At 59.3% G+C, this 15115-nt stretch carries 13 protein-coding genes; 7 read left to right on the top strand and 6 right to left on the bottom strand.

The annotated features are described in order from the left end of the window. Positions 1-4: 4 nt before the first annotated feature. Complete coding sequence (locus ACTIGF_RS02465; RefSeq protein WP_439635361.1) at positions 5-1318, top strand: glycerophosphodiester phosphodiesterase family protein; 1314 nt, start codon at positions 5-7, stop codon at positions 1316-1318. 83 nt (positions 1319-1401) lie between these two features. Here ACTIGF_RS02465 and ACTIGF_RS02460 read toward each other — a convergent pair whose 3' ends face one another. Beyond that, entirely contained in the window at positions 1402-2724 is a 1323-nt protein-coding gene (locus ACTIGF_RS02460; protein ID WP_439635360.1) for an MFS transporter, read from the bottom strand. 18 nt (positions 2725-2742) lie between these two features. Next, positions 2743-3894, bottom strand: a complete 1152-nt coding sequence (locus tag ACTIGF_RS02455) for an ROK family protein (protein ID WP_439635359.1) — start codon at positions 3892-3894, stop codon at positions 2743-2745. Between the two features lie 156 nt (positions 3895-4050). Between ACTIGF_RS02455 and ACTIGF_RS02450 the strand changes: the two genes are divergently transcribed. Both ACTIGF_RS02450 and ACTIGF_RS02445 read left to right on the top strand, forming a co-directional pair. Then, a complete protein-coding gene (locus ACTIGF_RS02450) occupies positions 4051-6789 on the top strand; it encodes a TonB-dependent receptor (RefSeq protein WP_439635358.1) in 2739 nt (912 codons plus the stop codon). Next, on the top strand, positions 6789-7760 hold the full coding sequence (locus ACTIGF_RS02445) for a glycerophosphodiester phosphodiesterase family protein (protein ID WP_439635357.1): 972 nt from the start codon (positions 6789-6791) through the stop codon (positions 7758-7760). The genes ACTIGF_RS02450 and ACTIGF_RS02445 overlap by 1 nt, the downstream gene beginning before the upstream one ends. A gap of 226 nt (positions 7761-7986) precedes the next feature. On the opposite strand, the gene ACTIGF_RS02440 is transcribed toward ACTIGF_RS02445, so the two are convergent. Then, positions 7987-8589, bottom strand: a complete 603-nt coding sequence (locus tag ACTIGF_RS02440; protein ID WP_439635356.1) for an alpha-ketoglutarate-dependent dioxygenase AlkB — start codon at positions 8587-8589, stop codon at positions 7987-7989. Positions 8590-8736: 147 nt separating this feature from the next. Beyond that, the gene (locus tag ACTIGF_RS02435) at positions 8737-9588 is read right to left on the bottom strand and encodes a hypothetical protein (RefSeq protein WP_439635355.1); all 852 of its coding nucleotides are present in this window, start codon (positions 9586-9588) and stop codon (positions 8737-8739) included. A gap of 243 nt (positions 9589-9831) precedes the next feature. On the opposite strand from ACTIGF_RS02435, the gene ACTIGF_RS02430 reads away from it, so the two are divergent. The 3 genes from ACTIGF_RS02430 to ACTIGF_RS02420 all read left to right on the top strand — a co-directional run bounded on the left by ACTIGF_RS02430 (position 9832) and on the right by ACTIGF_RS02420 (position 11004). Beyond that, positions 9832-9978, top strand: coding sequence for a hypothetical protein (locus ACTIGF_RS02430; protein ID WP_439635354.1), 147 nt, complete (start codon positions 9832-9834; stop codon positions 9976-9978). Positions 9979-10027: 49 nt separating this feature from the next. Then, complete coding sequence (locus tag ACTIGF_RS02425; protein WP_439635353.1) at positions 10028-10183, top strand: hypothetical protein; 156 nt, start codon at positions 10028-10030, stop codon at positions 10181-10183. 113 nt (positions 10184-10296) lie between these two features. Next, positions 10297-11004 (top strand): TetR/AcrR family transcriptional regulator, encoded by a 708-nt coding sequence (locus ACTIGF_RS02420; protein ID WP_439635352.1) that lies wholly within the window; start codon positions 10297-10299, stop codon positions 11002-11004. Here ACTIGF_RS02420 and ACTIGF_RS02415 read toward each other — a convergent pair. After that, on the bottom strand, positions 10969-11733 hold the full coding sequence (locus ACTIGF_RS02415; RefSeq protein WP_439635351.1) for an SDR family NAD(P)-dependent oxidoreductase: 765 nt from the start codon (positions 11731-11733) through the stop codon (positions 10969-10971). The two genes, ACTIGF_RS02420 and ACTIGF_RS02415, sit on opposite strands and share 36 nt — an antisense overlap. A gap of 130 nt (positions 11734-11863) precedes the next feature. Further along, entirely contained in the window at positions 11864-12559 is a 696-nt protein-coding gene (locus tag ACTIGF_RS02410; RefSeq protein WP_439635350.1) for a TetR/AcrR family transcriptional regulator, read from the bottom strand. A 177-nt stretch (positions 12560-12736) separates the two neighbouring features. Here ACTIGF_RS02410 and ACTIGF_RS02405 point away from each other — a divergent pair, with 177 nt between their 5' ends. Next, complete coding sequence (locus ACTIGF_RS02405; protein ID WP_439635349.1) at positions 12737-15076, top strand: TonB-dependent receptor; 2340 nt, start codon at positions 12737-12739, stop codon at positions 15074-15076. Positions 15077-15115 lie beyond the last annotated feature (39 nt).

Raw genomic sequence — 15115 nt, 5'->3', positions numbered from 1 at the left:
CGCTATGAAGATCAAAACACTTGTAATTTCTGCTTTGTGCTTTGCGGTTTCCCCTCAGGCTCAAGCTTCCGTCCCGGTTCATCCGGTTTTGCAACTGCTTGTGGACGCCGCACAGGCTGAAACCGGATGCGCCAATTGTCTGGCGAACAACCGGATCGCTGACCGGGGTGTTTACAACGCCGCCCCGCAGTCACGGGATTTTGACAGAGCGCATCCTGAAAACAGCTTTCTGGCGATCGAGGGGGCTGAGCGTGCTGGTCTCGATGCTGTGGAGCTGCGCGTGCGTGTGACGTTGGATGGCGTCGCCATGCTGATGTCTGATGTCACGACGGATCGTATTTCTGATAATGACGGCTCAAATGGGGGTTATGATCCGATCCGCGATTTTCCGCATGATTGGCCCGATCTGAACTGGGTCGAGCATGAGCGTTTCCAATCCATCGCGTATGAACGTAAATCCTCTCCCATGTTCAATGATCAACATGAGTCTTATCGTCTCAAGACTTATGGAGAAGGCGGACCGAACGTCTCGGATGTAGCTTTGTCCGACCAGCGTCTGATCAATGTCCTGAGCGATGTTCGCGATGCTCAGTTTGGATACGGCCCCTATCCCATGCTCATCCTGGACGTGGGTGATTATGAGAGCCTCTATGCGGCGGCGATGGCTGTGGATGCGACCGGTACCTATGAGCAAGTGCTATTTAATGTCGAGCTGACAGAGTCTCTTCTGCATCAGTCGCTTCTCGGCGGTGCGCTGGAAGTGACGGCAGCGGACATCGTTTCATCTTTGCTCGAGAGTCTGCCGCATGCGGATCGGTACTGGTTTGCGCTGGATATTGATGGGGACGGCTTGAACCATTGCAACAATGGAACAGGATGCCAGGTTCGCCATACGCATGCCGGACAGACTGTCACTGTGGATCCAGATCTACTGATCTCGGCGTTTCAGGCGACAGGCCAGCTGGTGGCTCTGTCACTGGACGTGCCTCAGAACGGGGCTGGCTGGGAGCGTGAAGAAAAGGCTCATACCGTTCGATATCTGGGCGAACGCTATGAAGACAGCCTTCCGCGCATCGGCATTTTGCATGGCCCGGATATGGCGTATTTGACGCCGTCCGGTCAGTGTGAGGCCTATTGGTTTGACGAGCTTGGCCAGCCTCACATCTATGACGAGGCTGATTTCTCCGAAAACCATGCCTATGCGGCTCAGATGGACATGGTGGTTCGTCCGGTTGTCGCGCGCAGTGAGTATGGCGAAGACTGGATCGAGAACATGACCACAGCCGCCGATGCAATCGAGACCTATTGCGGTCGTTGATTGCTGTTGAAGAGGGAGGGCGCACAGCGCCCTCCCTCTCTCTCTTTTAAGACAGGGCTTGAAGCGCGATAGTACTTAGCTTGTCATGTCAGTGCGACTGGAAGGCGGGCCCTGTGCATCAGGCTCCAGATGAGGCTAAGCGCCAGTCCGGCGACAAAGGGGCTGGCCGCCATGATCAGCGTCAGCGTCCGCGCTGCAGCCATGTCGGTATAATCAAACTCGGCCAGCGCCCATCCCAGGCAGATCAGAGCGACGCCCTGGGCTGATTTCGACGCGAAGGTGAACAGGCCATATCGCGTGGTGGTCTGCTCAGGGTCAGCGCTCGCGACTCTCGCCAGAAGACTCCATAACACCATAGCCGCCCCGCCCAGGGCGACGCCGTACAATGCGCCGCTGCTGAGCGCGCCAAAGGCGCCTGCATGAGACATGAGCAGGAAATACACACCCGCGGCGCATAGCGTGCCGGCTGCGGTCAGCAAGGCGGTTTCCAGTGATGTGCGCGAGGCCCAGAAACTCCAGAGCGGCTGTGCGCAGACCTGGCCCAGAGCGACGCTGACCATGAAGCCCGAAGCGCCCATGTCTGAAGAGAGTGCGTAAGCGGAGAAATAGGCTTCGAGCTTGCCGAAAAACGGCGCGGTCAGCGACAGCGAGAAAATGCCCGCCAAGAGCAGGGTGAAGCCATGATCGCGCCAGATCGAGGACAGGGCTTTTGGCTGAATCGCTTGTTCTACTGAGGCGGGTGTGACGGTTGCTTTGGGGGGAGGGGTATTCAAAGTCGACCACAGGCCAAGCCCCAGAGAGCACAGTGTGGATACCAGAACCAGTAAGGCCGAGAGCATCAGATATTGACCAGCCTGGTCGGCGGTCGGCGTGTTGCGCACAAGGGGGGTTAGCACGCCAGCAATCAAGAGGCTTGAAATCCCGGCCGCTATGTAACGGGCGGCGGCGAAATTGGCGCGTCTGGAATCTGAGTGCGTTGCGAGCGCCATGTAAGCGTTCTGCGGAACGTCGTAGAGGGAATATCCCATGCGAAACGCCAGCAGGCTGATCAGGGCGTAGGCGGTCTGGACGCTTTCGGCCAGATAGGGGGTGAATGAGAAAGCGCAGAAGGCCAGCCCCGCGAGCGCTGCGCCGATCAGCTGAATCCGGGCTGCAGACCGGGCGGTGCGAACATAAGGTCGGAGTGTTCGTCCTGTGAGAAAGTCCATACTCGCATTGAAAAACAGCGAGATGGAGAGGACCATTCCCATCTGGAGGGGCGGCAGGCCGACAATCTCTGTCAGAAAAAAAGCAAAGAAGAGAGAGGAGGCTGTCCAGAGCAGGCTTTTGCCGAAATGCGCCGCGCTGTAGACAATCAAGCCTATTGCGCCGTCCGTCGTCGAGGCTCGCATGCAAGAAGTCGCCATGGCGTCCTCATCTTGTCATCACTCGTCTGCGCGAACGCTGACCGGCCTGAAGAACAAATCCGCCAGAGGTATGGCCGCCGCCCCGATCAGGTAAGCACGTTCGCCGACCTCGGCCGGCAATATGCTGAGAACAGGGTGTGGACGGTCGCGGCGGACGTGCTTTGCGCGTTCCTCGTAATTGATTTTTGCTTTCTCGGCGAGCATTTCCCGAAGCGATTGCGGCAAGCGGCCACCTATGACGAGCGCCTCGACATCAATGGTGTAGTGCACCAGAAGCGCAAGGGTGTGAAGAGCGGGCGCCGCTGTTTCCTGAATCCACTCGGACACACCGGGCCAATCCAGGTCAAACCTTTGAATTAAATCGCGGACATTCTCCGTAGTGACGCCGTGTCGCTGCAGGGTTGAACGCAAGGTCTCAAGGCTGGGCGGTGTGACGCCAGCGACCTTGAGGCTGGCGGCAAACTCCGCCGCATTGCCATGGGCGCCGCGCCACAGGCGTCCTTCCAGCATCACGCCGCCGCCGAAACCGGAGGCGATGCTGACATAGGCGAAATTGGAGACATGACCGCCGACACCCAGAAGGTGTTCCCCGACCGCCGCCGCATTGGCGTTATTTTCCACATAGACGGGCAGGCCATAGCGAGTTTGAAATTCAGCTTCAAGATCCAGCAACGCCCAGTCATCTAGCTCCGACGCGGGATTGAGCTTGTCTCCCTCGCCAATAAAGAAGCCAGGTACAGTGAGTCCGATCGCAGCGACCTGATTGTGCAAGCCTTCGGGCAGATGGGTCTCAATAAAGCGATGAATTGCTTTATGAACGACCTCTCGAGTGATCGGAGGTTCGACGATATCGTCCACGGCGCGCACCGCGCCGCACAGATCCACCAATGCGATTTCGGCTGTATCCGTCAGGATGCTGACACCGAGGACAAATGCGGAATCAGCGTTGAGCATGACCTGGTGACTTGGTTGCCCGCGTCCTTCGACAACCTGGCCGCCAATCTTCAAAAACCCTTGTTTCGAAAGGCTTTCGGTCGCCCTGAAAACGGCGGGGCCTGAGAGGCCTGTCAGTTTCATGAGCCGTGCGCGCGTGAGTTGACCATGCTGTCTGACAAGGGTCAGGACGGCACGTTCGCGCTCGGTCAGATTGAGATCACCCAACTTTATCATGGATAGAATTTACTCCGTTGACCCCCTCAATAACACGAACTGAGAAATGCGCGTCACAAAAATATCATTCGTCATGTAATTTAATCGGGGATATCACCCGCAGCGACATGGAACGGCGAGATGCCGGGACAGTTCACAAGCTTTTGGGGGTTCTTCATGCGTATTCACTTCTACGGTGTGTCATGCGCCGCACTTGCAGCCGGTTTGCTCGGGGCGGCGGTCTCGCCGGCTTACGCTCAGCAAGATGAAGCAGCAGCGCCGCGAAACGATGCGACGACATCCGAGGATGTCATCATTGTGACGGGGTATCGGGAGTCAAACCAGGCGTCCATTGAAGCCAAACGCGAAGCGCCGGGTATTCTGGACGCCATCAGCCAGGATCAAATCGGGCTCCTACCGGATTTGACCATTGCAGATGTCGCGCGACGCATTCCGGGACTGGCGACGATTTCTCAGGCGGGGGCCGTAGGCAACCGGTCTGTGGACGCCGAAGAAAGCGTGATTATCCGTGGCCTTGATCCGAACTTCAATCTGACCACGTTTGACGGTGCTCCGATTGCATCGACGAGCGAGAATGACCGCGCCGCGAACCTCAGCATCATTCCGCCTACGGTCGTCAGCCGGATTGAAGCGGTGAAAACCCTGAGCGCCGACCTCAACCCACACGGCCTTTCCGGTCAGCTCAACCTGGTGACCATGAGCGCATTTGACCGCAATGGTCCATTTGCGGCGGCGCGGGCGTCAGTCGGTGTGAATTCAACTGCCGGCCAAGGGCTTGAAAGTGACAAGCCGTCACTGCGCGTCGGCGGCGTCTACTCAAACGTTCTGGGCGCCCAGGACCAGTTTGGTCTGGTACTGAGCGCATCATATGAAGAATTCCACGAAGCCAGCTTGGATTATCGCCCCGGGGCCGCCAGCGACACCTATCTGTTCTATGATGCAGATACGTCCAGCAACGCAATCATGGACGAGTTCGCACTGTCAAATGGCATGCCGGCGTCGCGTCGTAACCAGCTCTATCTCTTTGATAATTCACGTGAGCGTGCATCGGGCGTCGCCAAGTTCGAGTATCAGCCCAGCGACCGGACCGAAGCGTCTATTCTTTTCGGCGCCTTTTATCAGGATGAGCAGGAAGCCCGGCACGAGCACCTTGCGCTCGCTAATAAGGGCGTTCGCCCCATCAATCAGACTCTGCTTGAAGGCGACTATACCCAAGGTCGGGTTGAAACCGGCATGGTGTACCAGCCCGAAGAAAGCCTGACCACGGTTGTGACGGGGCAGGTTGAGCACCGCTTTGACAATGACGCCGCCTTGAACCTGACTGCGTCCTTCTCGCGTGCGGATGTGGACGTGATCCGCAACATGTACAAGTTTCGTCCCGGCTATGATGCCGAGACGGGTTATCATTATGACCTGACAAGTGGACGTCCCGTGTTGGATTTCGTCAATCCGGACCAGGTCAATGACCTGTCTACCTACACGAACAATTATATTCGTGAGCGTACGCAGGATATCGAGCAAACGCTGAGCTATTTCGCCGGCAGCTATGGTTGGAATGTCGATCGTGACGATATGGGCTTTGGCCTGAAAGTCGGCGCTCAATACACTGGTCGCGACCAGTCATTTGACCGTGAATACATCGAAGGCGACGTCTTTGACGCCAATGGCGACCTGGTGACGTTAGATCAGTTTGTGGAAGACCTGATCCTGCCCTCCTATGACCCTGACGTGCAGTTTCGCCTGATCGATGGCGATGCGCTGCATGAGGCCTGGATCGCGCAGGGACGTCCGATCACCAGTGACCGAAGCGATAACTCGATCAGCGATGATTACACAATCAAAGAAGAAATGTGGGGCCTGTACGGTCGGGTGGTTTATCGTGCTGACCGGTTCAATCTTCAGGCTGGGCTGCGATACGACGATACTCAGGCTGACATCAGCCTTTACGCACGCAATGACGCCTTGGACGCCATTCCCAATGACGCCGCACAATATGTGCCTGAAAACCGGTCAAACGATTACGCGTTCTGGCTTCCCTCTGTCATCGGCACATTTGATCTGACCGAGGACCTGATCCTGCGGGCCGCTTATGGTCGCACGATCGGTCGTCCGAACTTTAACCAGATGGCCTCACAAGAGCGGATCGGCGAACCCGATCTGAGCAATGGCTCAATCTCCATCAGCCGGGGCAATCCGGATCTGGAGCCGCTGGTGTCTGACAACTTCGATCTGTCGTTGGAATACTATTTTGACGGCGGTCAGAGCATGGTGTCTCTGGCGGGCTTCTACAAAGATGTGGATGGCCTGATCTACACCCAGACCGTGCTTGATCCCGCTTATGACTATGAGGGCCAACAGCTTTCGGCCACCATCACCCAGCCGATCAACACCACTGGATCGACGATCTACGGCGTTGAACTGGGCGTTCGCAAAGACTTCGCGGACATGTTTGACGGTCTTCTGAGCGGGTTCGTCTTTGATGGGAACCTGACCTGGATCGGCAGTGAGTTCACCTTCATCAATGCGGAAGGCGTAGCGCGTGATCTGGATGGCTGGGAGAACCAGCCAGAGTTTCTGGCCAACGCCCAACTCTCTTATGAGAACGGCCCGTACGGCGCCAAGATCGCCTACAACCATGTGGGCGAGTTCCTGGCGAACATTCTGGCCGATGAGGGCGACCTCTATGAAATGCATCGTCAGGGCCGCGGTGTCTGGGACGTGCAGGCGCGTTACGAGGTTAACGACCAGCTTCAGCTGATCGCTGAAGTTCAGAACCTGACTGAGGAAGGGGTGTCTTACACCCGGGACTTCCCCGATGCCGGCGAACTGCTTGCCGCTGAAGTCGAACGCGGCCGCGTGTTCTGGCTCGGGCTGAGCTGGACGCCGGGTCTGTAATGAAGCGCGTGAGCTGCTCGCCTGACCTTCGGGCGAGCAGCTTACCCTTTTTCAAGGGAATAACAATGAAGTCTATGTTCGCTTTTGCGGGCGCCATGATTGGTCTGGCGACCTGCACTCTCTCGGCTCCCTCCGCTTTTGCTCTCCCGAGCCAGCTGGGCGAATCTGATGATCAGGTTCTGGTGATAGCGCATCGCGGCTGCTGGCAGACCGTTCCAGAGAACTCCGTAGCAGCGATTGAGCGCTGCAAGGCGTTCGAAATTGATATTGTAGAAGTGGATTTGCGGCTCACCTCGGACGGTGTGCTGGTCAATTTTCACGATGACAGTCTGGAGCGTATGACGGGACGCTCGGGACGGATCGAAGACCTGACACTGGCCGAGGTTGCTGAAATTCGCTTGCGCAATCGTGATGGTCGGGGGGCGCCGGACCTCACTGAGCATGTCATCCCCACTTTCCAGGAGATGTTGGACGCCGCAGGCGATGACATGATCCTGGTTTTGGACATGAAAGGCGACATCCCTGAAATCTCTCGTGAAGCGGCCCGTGTCCTTCACGCCAACGATGCCTGTGATCGGGCCTTGTTCTCCCTCGTGTCCTCGGCAGAAGATGTTGCTGAAATTGCAGGCCCATTGTTTGGCTGTGCGGGTTTCATGGCGAACTTGCGTCCGCCAATGGGCGTTATGAGCGAAGTTTCACTCTCTTATCAGAGCCTTGATCCGCTCGCGATAGCGGTCCGTTTCGATGAGTGGGGATATCTGGAAGAGGGTGCTGATGATGTTCTCGCCATGGATGCGCGCATCTGGGTCAACACGCTGAGCCGGTATCACGCAGCGGGACTGATCGATGAAGACGCCATGAATGATCCTGCGGCTCTTTGGGGGCGTCTGGTCGAGAATGGCGTGACGATGATCCAGACCGACGAACCTGAAGCTTTGATGGCGTATCTGTACGTGACAGGACGGCGCTAACATCCTGTCGCCAGACGGCTCGGCGCCCCCTGCGCCGGGCCGTCATTGTACTCTTTTTCGTATTGGACGAAATTGGCCAGTATCTTTATGCCAGCGGTCCACCATCAAGCTTCTCTTCCAAATCAGGAAGGCGAACCTGGTTAGCCTTTTCATCTCCAACCCATTGATTTATTTCGTGAGGATTATAAAGGTTAGCCCTCGCAACACTTTGAAATTCCGCACCTCTCTACTCCCTCCGGGCCCACCATTTCCCGTATTTGTTATCCATGAGTTTCATCGTCCGGAAAGTCAGGGACACGCGGCGGGTGCGCGGGATGCGATCGCCGTTGACCGCATCAGACTTTCGCGCCGGGATGGCGTGGGTCCAGTCATAGCGGGCTTCACCAGACAGGATCAGGAGCGAGCGCGGTTCCAGTCGCAGACTGATGTGATCATGTGTGTGCGTGTTCTCAAACATCATCTCCGCGCCGCCTGTCAGGCTGAGGGAGGCGATGGCGGGGCCGAAGCAGGGGGCGCAATCGATATGGGCCGAAATGCCTTGCCCTGGCTCATATTCATTGATGATGACCTGATCGGGGACGGCCTCAAACTCGGCTTCTTGAGCTATGCTCTGAGCGAGGGGCGCGAGCCAGTCAGGCAGTGGCCCGAGCCACATATCAGGGCTCACAGTCCGGGCGCGATAATCATATCGCCAGCCATAGTGTTGGACACGCCGTTTGAGGTCAGAGCGCCAGGACTGGCCATCCACCTTCGCAAGCAAGGCTTCAGCTGTCTGTCTGGAGAGGTGGCTGTCCAGAAGTCGCGCGCCGGGGGGCAGGGACAGGGTCATTTCAAGCCTATCTCCGGGACGGCTTGAAGGCCCAGGTGCAACATGACCGGTAAGCAGACAATGCGCTTTGTGATGGATTGTTTGGATTGACGTGCCCGTATCCAGCCCAGCGCGCGGCGCCCGGTCGATCAAATGTTCCGGAGCGTCTCATCGCGGTGCAGGCCAGTGGTCTGGCGCTGTAATGGCGTTGCGGTCCGCAATTGCGCGAGCGGGGTCGGAGTCGAGCGCGGCCATGCTGGTCAGGCATCGGGCCAGCGTGTGCATGCTGTGCTGGGTGACAGCGCCGCCTTCACGGGTGCAATTGAGCGAGGTGTAGAGCTGATCGGCCTCCCGACCGAACAGGCGCAGGATATAGTTGATCTCGCCGAATTCGACGACGGAGAAGTTGCGGTTGAGATAGGTCTCCTCGCACAGGGCCTTGCTGAAACGCGGTGAGCTGTCGAACACGACGCTGAGATGCACGTCCCGGCACAAGGAGACCTGGGTCGCCAGCGCGCCCCCCAGAGAGTGGCCGGTCACCGATGGAGTGACGTCGTATCGATCCGACACGTCGTCAAACAGGGCCAGAGCTGAGCGGCGCTGACCTGTCAGGAGATTGCCATGCAGCCAGTCTGGCCCGCTGGTGAAGTCCGTGCCCCGGAAAGCGATGATCACCTCTGTCGTCTCGCCATTGAGGCGGCGCTCATAAAGGACATAGCCAAAACCGTTGGCCTGTTCGTATTCGTGTTCGATGTATTGAAAACGTTCGCCGAGCTCGAAAGTGTCCACATCATACGCGTTGGAGGACATCAGGGCGTATTCGTAAGCCTGCTCGGCGGCATGGCGAGAGCAAGCGTTCCAGCCGCGAATGACATCGGTCTCTTCGCACTCCGTCTGGGACATCGCCTGAAGGGCGGTGAGTTGTGGGTCATCGCTGTGATGGTCATAGGTGGTTGCGCAGGCGCTCAGGAGGAAGGCCAGGACAAGACCGCCTCCGATCTGCATTGGACACTGGGTCAAAGTCTGTCTCCCCGATCAGCCGTACAGTACAAATTACTACCATTGGCGGGTGAGCGTAACTTCTTAAGTTCCGGCTTGGCCCCCAAACGAGAACGCGGCATTTGTCGGGGCGCGCAGCTGTGCATTGATCTTCCTGTAACCATCTGTTGCTGTGAATAATTTCACGATCGTTCCTGTGGCGTATTACTGGTACGGCGATTGAGCAAACCTCAATAGCCCGCCATTTGCCGACATCAGGGACCGATGCTGACTGACCCCTTTCACACCGAGCGGATTTACACGCTCTGGGACGAACTCGCTGATTTGGGAGCCGCCGGAACCGAGGAGGCCCGCCGACACCTGCTGTCCACGGTCGCCGATATGGTCCAGGCGCGTCAGGCGGACTGGTGAACACAACGGCGCGCCGGTCTGGCCTTCTTATGGCGAAACCCGAAGCTATATGCGCTTTGACGGCGGCGCGGAGGTGGCGGAAGGCCTTAATCCCGGGGCGTTTGAACTGCATGATGCGCTCTACCAGGCGCGATTGGCGCAAGGTCTGGGCTGGTCTTGGAATGTGGGCACGGCGTCTCCAGTGCTCTGCGCGCCTGACGCCTGACGTGTTCGGCTCATCGCTCTTGTTCCATCGCGTCGACGCAGGTCAGGATTGAAAGACGCGATCAGATGAAAGGCGGGGCTGTGACGGGCGCAACCAAACCAGGCAAGGAGAGGATGACGAAGGCGGAACGCCGGGCCGAATCCATTCGGCAGATCCTCGACTGCGCCGAGCGCCTGTTCGCCGAACGCGGCTTTCACGGCGTCTCGCTCAAGGACATCGCCGCCGAGGCGGACGTGCATCACACGCTCATCCACTATTATTTCGGCGACAAGAACGCGGTGGTTGACGCGGTGTTCGCGCGGCGAGCGCCGCTGTCATGTCAAAGACGCATGGAGGCGCTCAAGCTCTATGAGGCGGAGGCGGCGGGCGCCCCCACAGTGGAGGGCGCGCTCTCGGCCTTTCTGTCGTCTGACTTTGATCTGTATCAGGAACAGCCTGAAGAATGGAAATACGCGCTCGCCCTGGGCGCCCAGGTCGCAAACACCCCCGATTGGGGCGCAGAGATCATGGAGAAGCATTTCGACCCGGTGGTGCAGCAGCTGATCGATATTCTGGCTGTCGCCTTGCCCGCTTGCAGCAAGGAAGACCTCTACTGGGGCTATCACTTCGTCACCGGGGCTTTCATGCTGACGCTGGCGCGGACGGGGCGGATCGACAAACTCTCTGACGGGCTGTGCCGTTCTGATGATCTGCCGTCCGCCCGCAAGCGCCTGTCCAGCTTCATGGCGGCCGGATTTCGCGCTTTGCACGCCTGCCGTCAGGCCGGCGTCAGCGCCGAGGACATGTTAGAGCAATTGCCCGTCATCCAGGGTGAAGGCTGATCCGGTGATCTGACGGCCCGGCGCGCCGGCCAGCATCAGCAGTGCAGCGTCCAGTCCGTCCTCGTCCATCAGGCGGCGGCGGGGAAATGTCTGGATTTGCCGTTGGCCGCCTTCGGTGGCGAACCAGTCGGCGTTGATTTCAGTCTCGATATAGCCCGGGCAGATCGCGTTCACCGAGATCAGGCGCTTGGCCCACTCGCGCGCCAGCGCCTTGGTCATCGACACCACCGCCGCCTTGGAGGCGCAATACGCTGACAGGGCCGGCAGCTGCGTGAAGGCTGCGATCGAGGCGATATTGATGATGCGGGCGTTCCCGGCTTCGGCCTGCCCGTTTTTCAGCATGCGGCGGGCCGCCTCAGCCGCGCCGAAATAAACGCCGCGCACATTGACGTTGAAGGTGTTGTCAAAGTGCTCCTGGCTCATCTCCAGCGCCATGCCGTCGCCCCCGACGCCGGCATTGTTGATCATGATGGACAGCGGACCCAGCTCGGCCTCCACTTGATCCAGCGCCGGACCGATATCAGCAGTTTGCGAGACATCCAGAGCGCAGGTCATGGCCTTGCCGCCCTTGGCGCGGATCTCTTCAACCAGCGCTTCCAGGCGATCCGTCCGGCGCGCCATGACGGCGACAGCCGCGCCTTCTTCGCTCAGCTTCAAAGCGAACCTGCGTCCCAGTCCGCTCGATGCGCCGGTGATCGCCGCCACGCGGCCCTTGAGTTGGAAATCCATGAAGCGTCTCCCGTTGTGTCATGCTGGTCAGAACGCCAGCTTATCGACTGGAGAGACTGTTTCATTATCAAGTATGTGAAAATCTTTTCGGTGTGATGTCTTGAGCTTGCCGAAGGCGCGGGAGTGAGCCTCACTCTTCCTGTCGCGCAGGCAGAGCCATCAACCCGGCGCCATAGATTTCGGTCATGCGGTCGGTAATCGTCTTGAAGTCATCGGAGCGGCAGGCGCCGCCGGACAGCGCGTCAATCCGGCCGTTCTGCACCAGCGACAGCGTGATCGCGCCCGACAGGGTGTGGTAGAACCAATAGAGATCCGTGCGGTCGCAATCAGGACGCACCTGGGCGAGCATTTCGATCAGTTTCTGCACCACCGGGTCAAACGGAGCGTCGAGGCCTTCCATCAGTTCGCGATCATTGGAGGCGTTGATGCTGGCGATCAGCGCGCCATAGCTGCGATAACCCTCATGATCCTCAAGCATGAAGCCGAAGGTCGGCGCCAGATAGGCGCGCACCACGCCCTCGGCGGTGAGCTGGCCTGCGGCCTCTTTCTCATAGGCGTCCAGCGTCTCGAGCCGGGTTGCGTTGATCAGTGGCGCCCGGCGCGCGATCACCGCGTTGTAGAGGCCCATCTTGTGGTCGAAATAATAGTGCAGCAGCGAGGTCTTGGTGTCGCACAGCTCGGCGATCTCGCGCATCGTCACGCCATGAAAACCCTTCCGGGCGAACAGCGCCTCGGCAGCGTCCAGGATGCGTTCAGAGGATTCCTCGCGGCGGTCGGCCTGTGTGCGCCGTTTGCGGCCTGAACTCGTCTTGGCTGCGGAACTCATTGATTCTCCCTTGAGCGCGACGGGCGCTGACCCGGCCATACTAGGCAGCTGACCGGGATTTCCAAAGCCGTCAGGACCGCCTTTTCCTAAAAACTTATTGAACGGACGATAAAGAAATTGACTTGACCGTTTCCTGAGGCATGTTTGGCGACACAAAACAATCATGGGAGGACAGTCATGGCGTATTCACGGGCAGGGACGTTCAGGAAGACCATCCTTGCGGGCGCCGCTCTTGCGGCATTGGGGCTGGGCGCGATGCCTGTTCCCGCCGCACAGGCGCAAGACACCGAAACTCAGGCCGGGGCGGGTCGTCAGGTCGACACCATCACCGTCACCGCGCGCCGCCGCGAAGAGACGCTGAACGATGTGCCGGTCTCGCTGACCGTGCAGACCGGAGCCGAGCTGAGCGAGCGCGGCGTCACCGATATCACCGGGCTGCAGCAGCTGACGCCGAACCTGACCCTTCAGGTGGCCAGCGGCACCAATTCCACGCTGACCGCCTTCATCCGCGGCATTGGCCAACAAGATCCGCTGTGGGGCTTCGAGCCGGGCATCGGGCTTTATGTGGACGACGTCTATATCGCCCGTCCGCAGGGCGCGGTTCTGGACATTCTCGATGTGGAGCGCATCGAGGTTCTGCGCGGCCCGCAGGGTACGCTCTATGGCCGCAACACCATTGGCGGCGCGGTCAAATACGTCACCGCGCGCATGGGCGCCGAGCCCGAAATGACCGCGCGGGTGAATGTGGGCTCCTACAATCAGCTTGATGTGCTGGTGTCCGGCTCCACTCCGGTGGGCGACATGCTCCATGTGGGCGGCGCCCTCGGCCAGTTCCGTCGCGACGGCTTTGGCACGAACCTCTACACGGGCGCGGATCAGGCCAACAAGGACGTTATGGCGGGCCGCATCGCCATCGAGTTCACCCCGACAGAGTCGCTGTTCTTCCGCCTGTCTGCAGACCGGGTGGATGATGACAGCAACGCCAATCATGGCCACCGTGAAGTTCCGCTTCCGGCCGCATTCGGCTTCCCGCCCGCGACCCTGTTCGGGGTGTCTCCGCCGCCTGAAGCCTTCGCCGTGCCCGAGCATGAGTACGACACCTGGGCCGGGATCGGCGACCGTAATGAGGTCATCACCCAGGGCGTCTCCCTGACGGGGGAATGGATCCTCAATGATACCCTGACCCTGAAATCAATCAGCGCCTATCGTGATGGCGTCACCCATAGCCGCGGCGTGGATTTTGACGGCACCCCGGCGCCGATCGTGGACATCCGCTCGCCGGAAAATGTCTATGAAGACCACCAGTTCTCACAGGAGCTGCAGGCCGTCATCGAGCGCGATCGCTGGCAGGGCATTGCAGGTCTTTACTATCTGAATTCGTCCGCAGCGGGCGCGTTTGATTCCGTCGTAGGCCTTGGCGCGCTGGCGATTCCGGGCACCCCGACACCGAACCTGACCCAGGGCACTTCGGGCAATGTGGACACGCGGTCCTACGCGATCTTCGGCGATTTCAGCTTTGACATCACCGAGCGCTGGGCCATGTCGCTGGGCGGCCGCTGGACGCGGGACGAGAAGACCGCAACCGTGTTCAAGGCGAACTATCTGGGCCTTGGCAGTCCGATCACCGGCACGCCCAATGTGCCGATCCAGGTGCTCACCGATTACGAGAACGACGCCACCTATGAAGAGTTCACCCCGCGCGTCAGCGTCAGCTATGCCCTGAATGCGACCACGAATGTCTATGCGGCCTATAGCCGGGGCTTCAAGTCGGGTGGGTTCGACATGCGCGGCGACGCCACGGCCACGCCGTTGACCGCCGAGGGGTATGAGCCTGAAACGGTGGATTCCTTCGAACTGGGCCTGAAGGGCGTGTTCCTGAACGGTCGCCTGCAATTCACCGGCGCGGTCTTCCATTCCGACTATCAGGACCAGCAGGTCACCAGCGCCCAGCCCAACGCCAGCGGCGTGGGTCTGGTGAGCTTTGTGGACAATGCCGGCAGCTCCACCATTCAGGGCGTCGAGGCCGAAGGTCAGTTCGTGTTGAACGACTATTTCACGCTCGATTTCGGTGTGGGCTATACCGATGCCTCGTTTGACGAGTTCAACGTCTACGCCCCCGATGGTTCCGGCGGCTATGTGATCGTGGACGTGGCCGATCAGCGTTCCTTCGAGAACACTCCGAAATGGAACGGCCATGTGGGACTGAGCTATGAGACCGAGCTGGCCAGCTATGGCTCGCTGCTGGTGCGCGGGGACGTGTCTTTCCGTGACAGCACCCAGGTCACAGAAACGCCGGTGCCTGCGATCGATCAGGACGCCTATGAGCTCTACAATCTGAGCGCGGTCTGGACCGCGCCGTCCGACCGCTGGGAGCTGGGCCTTTACGGTCGCAACCTCTCGGACGAGCGCTACCATCCCGATGGCAACAATTTCTCTGGCCTTGCCTTCGGGGAATCCACCATCGCCTATTACGCGCCGCCGCGGACCGTGTTCGCCTCGGTCACCTACCGGTACTAAGGCCTTCGCCGCCCCGCCAATACGGCGGGGCGGCGTTGC

The sequence above is a fragment of the Oceanicaulis sp. genome (assembly GCF_051859625.1).
Classification (GTDB): Bacteria; Pseudomonadota; Alphaproteobacteria; order Caulobacterales; family Maricaulaceae; genus Oceanicaulis.
The sequence above is the reverse complement of the archived record's forward strand: the minus strand, read 5'-3'. Positions and strand labels throughout refer to the sequence as shown.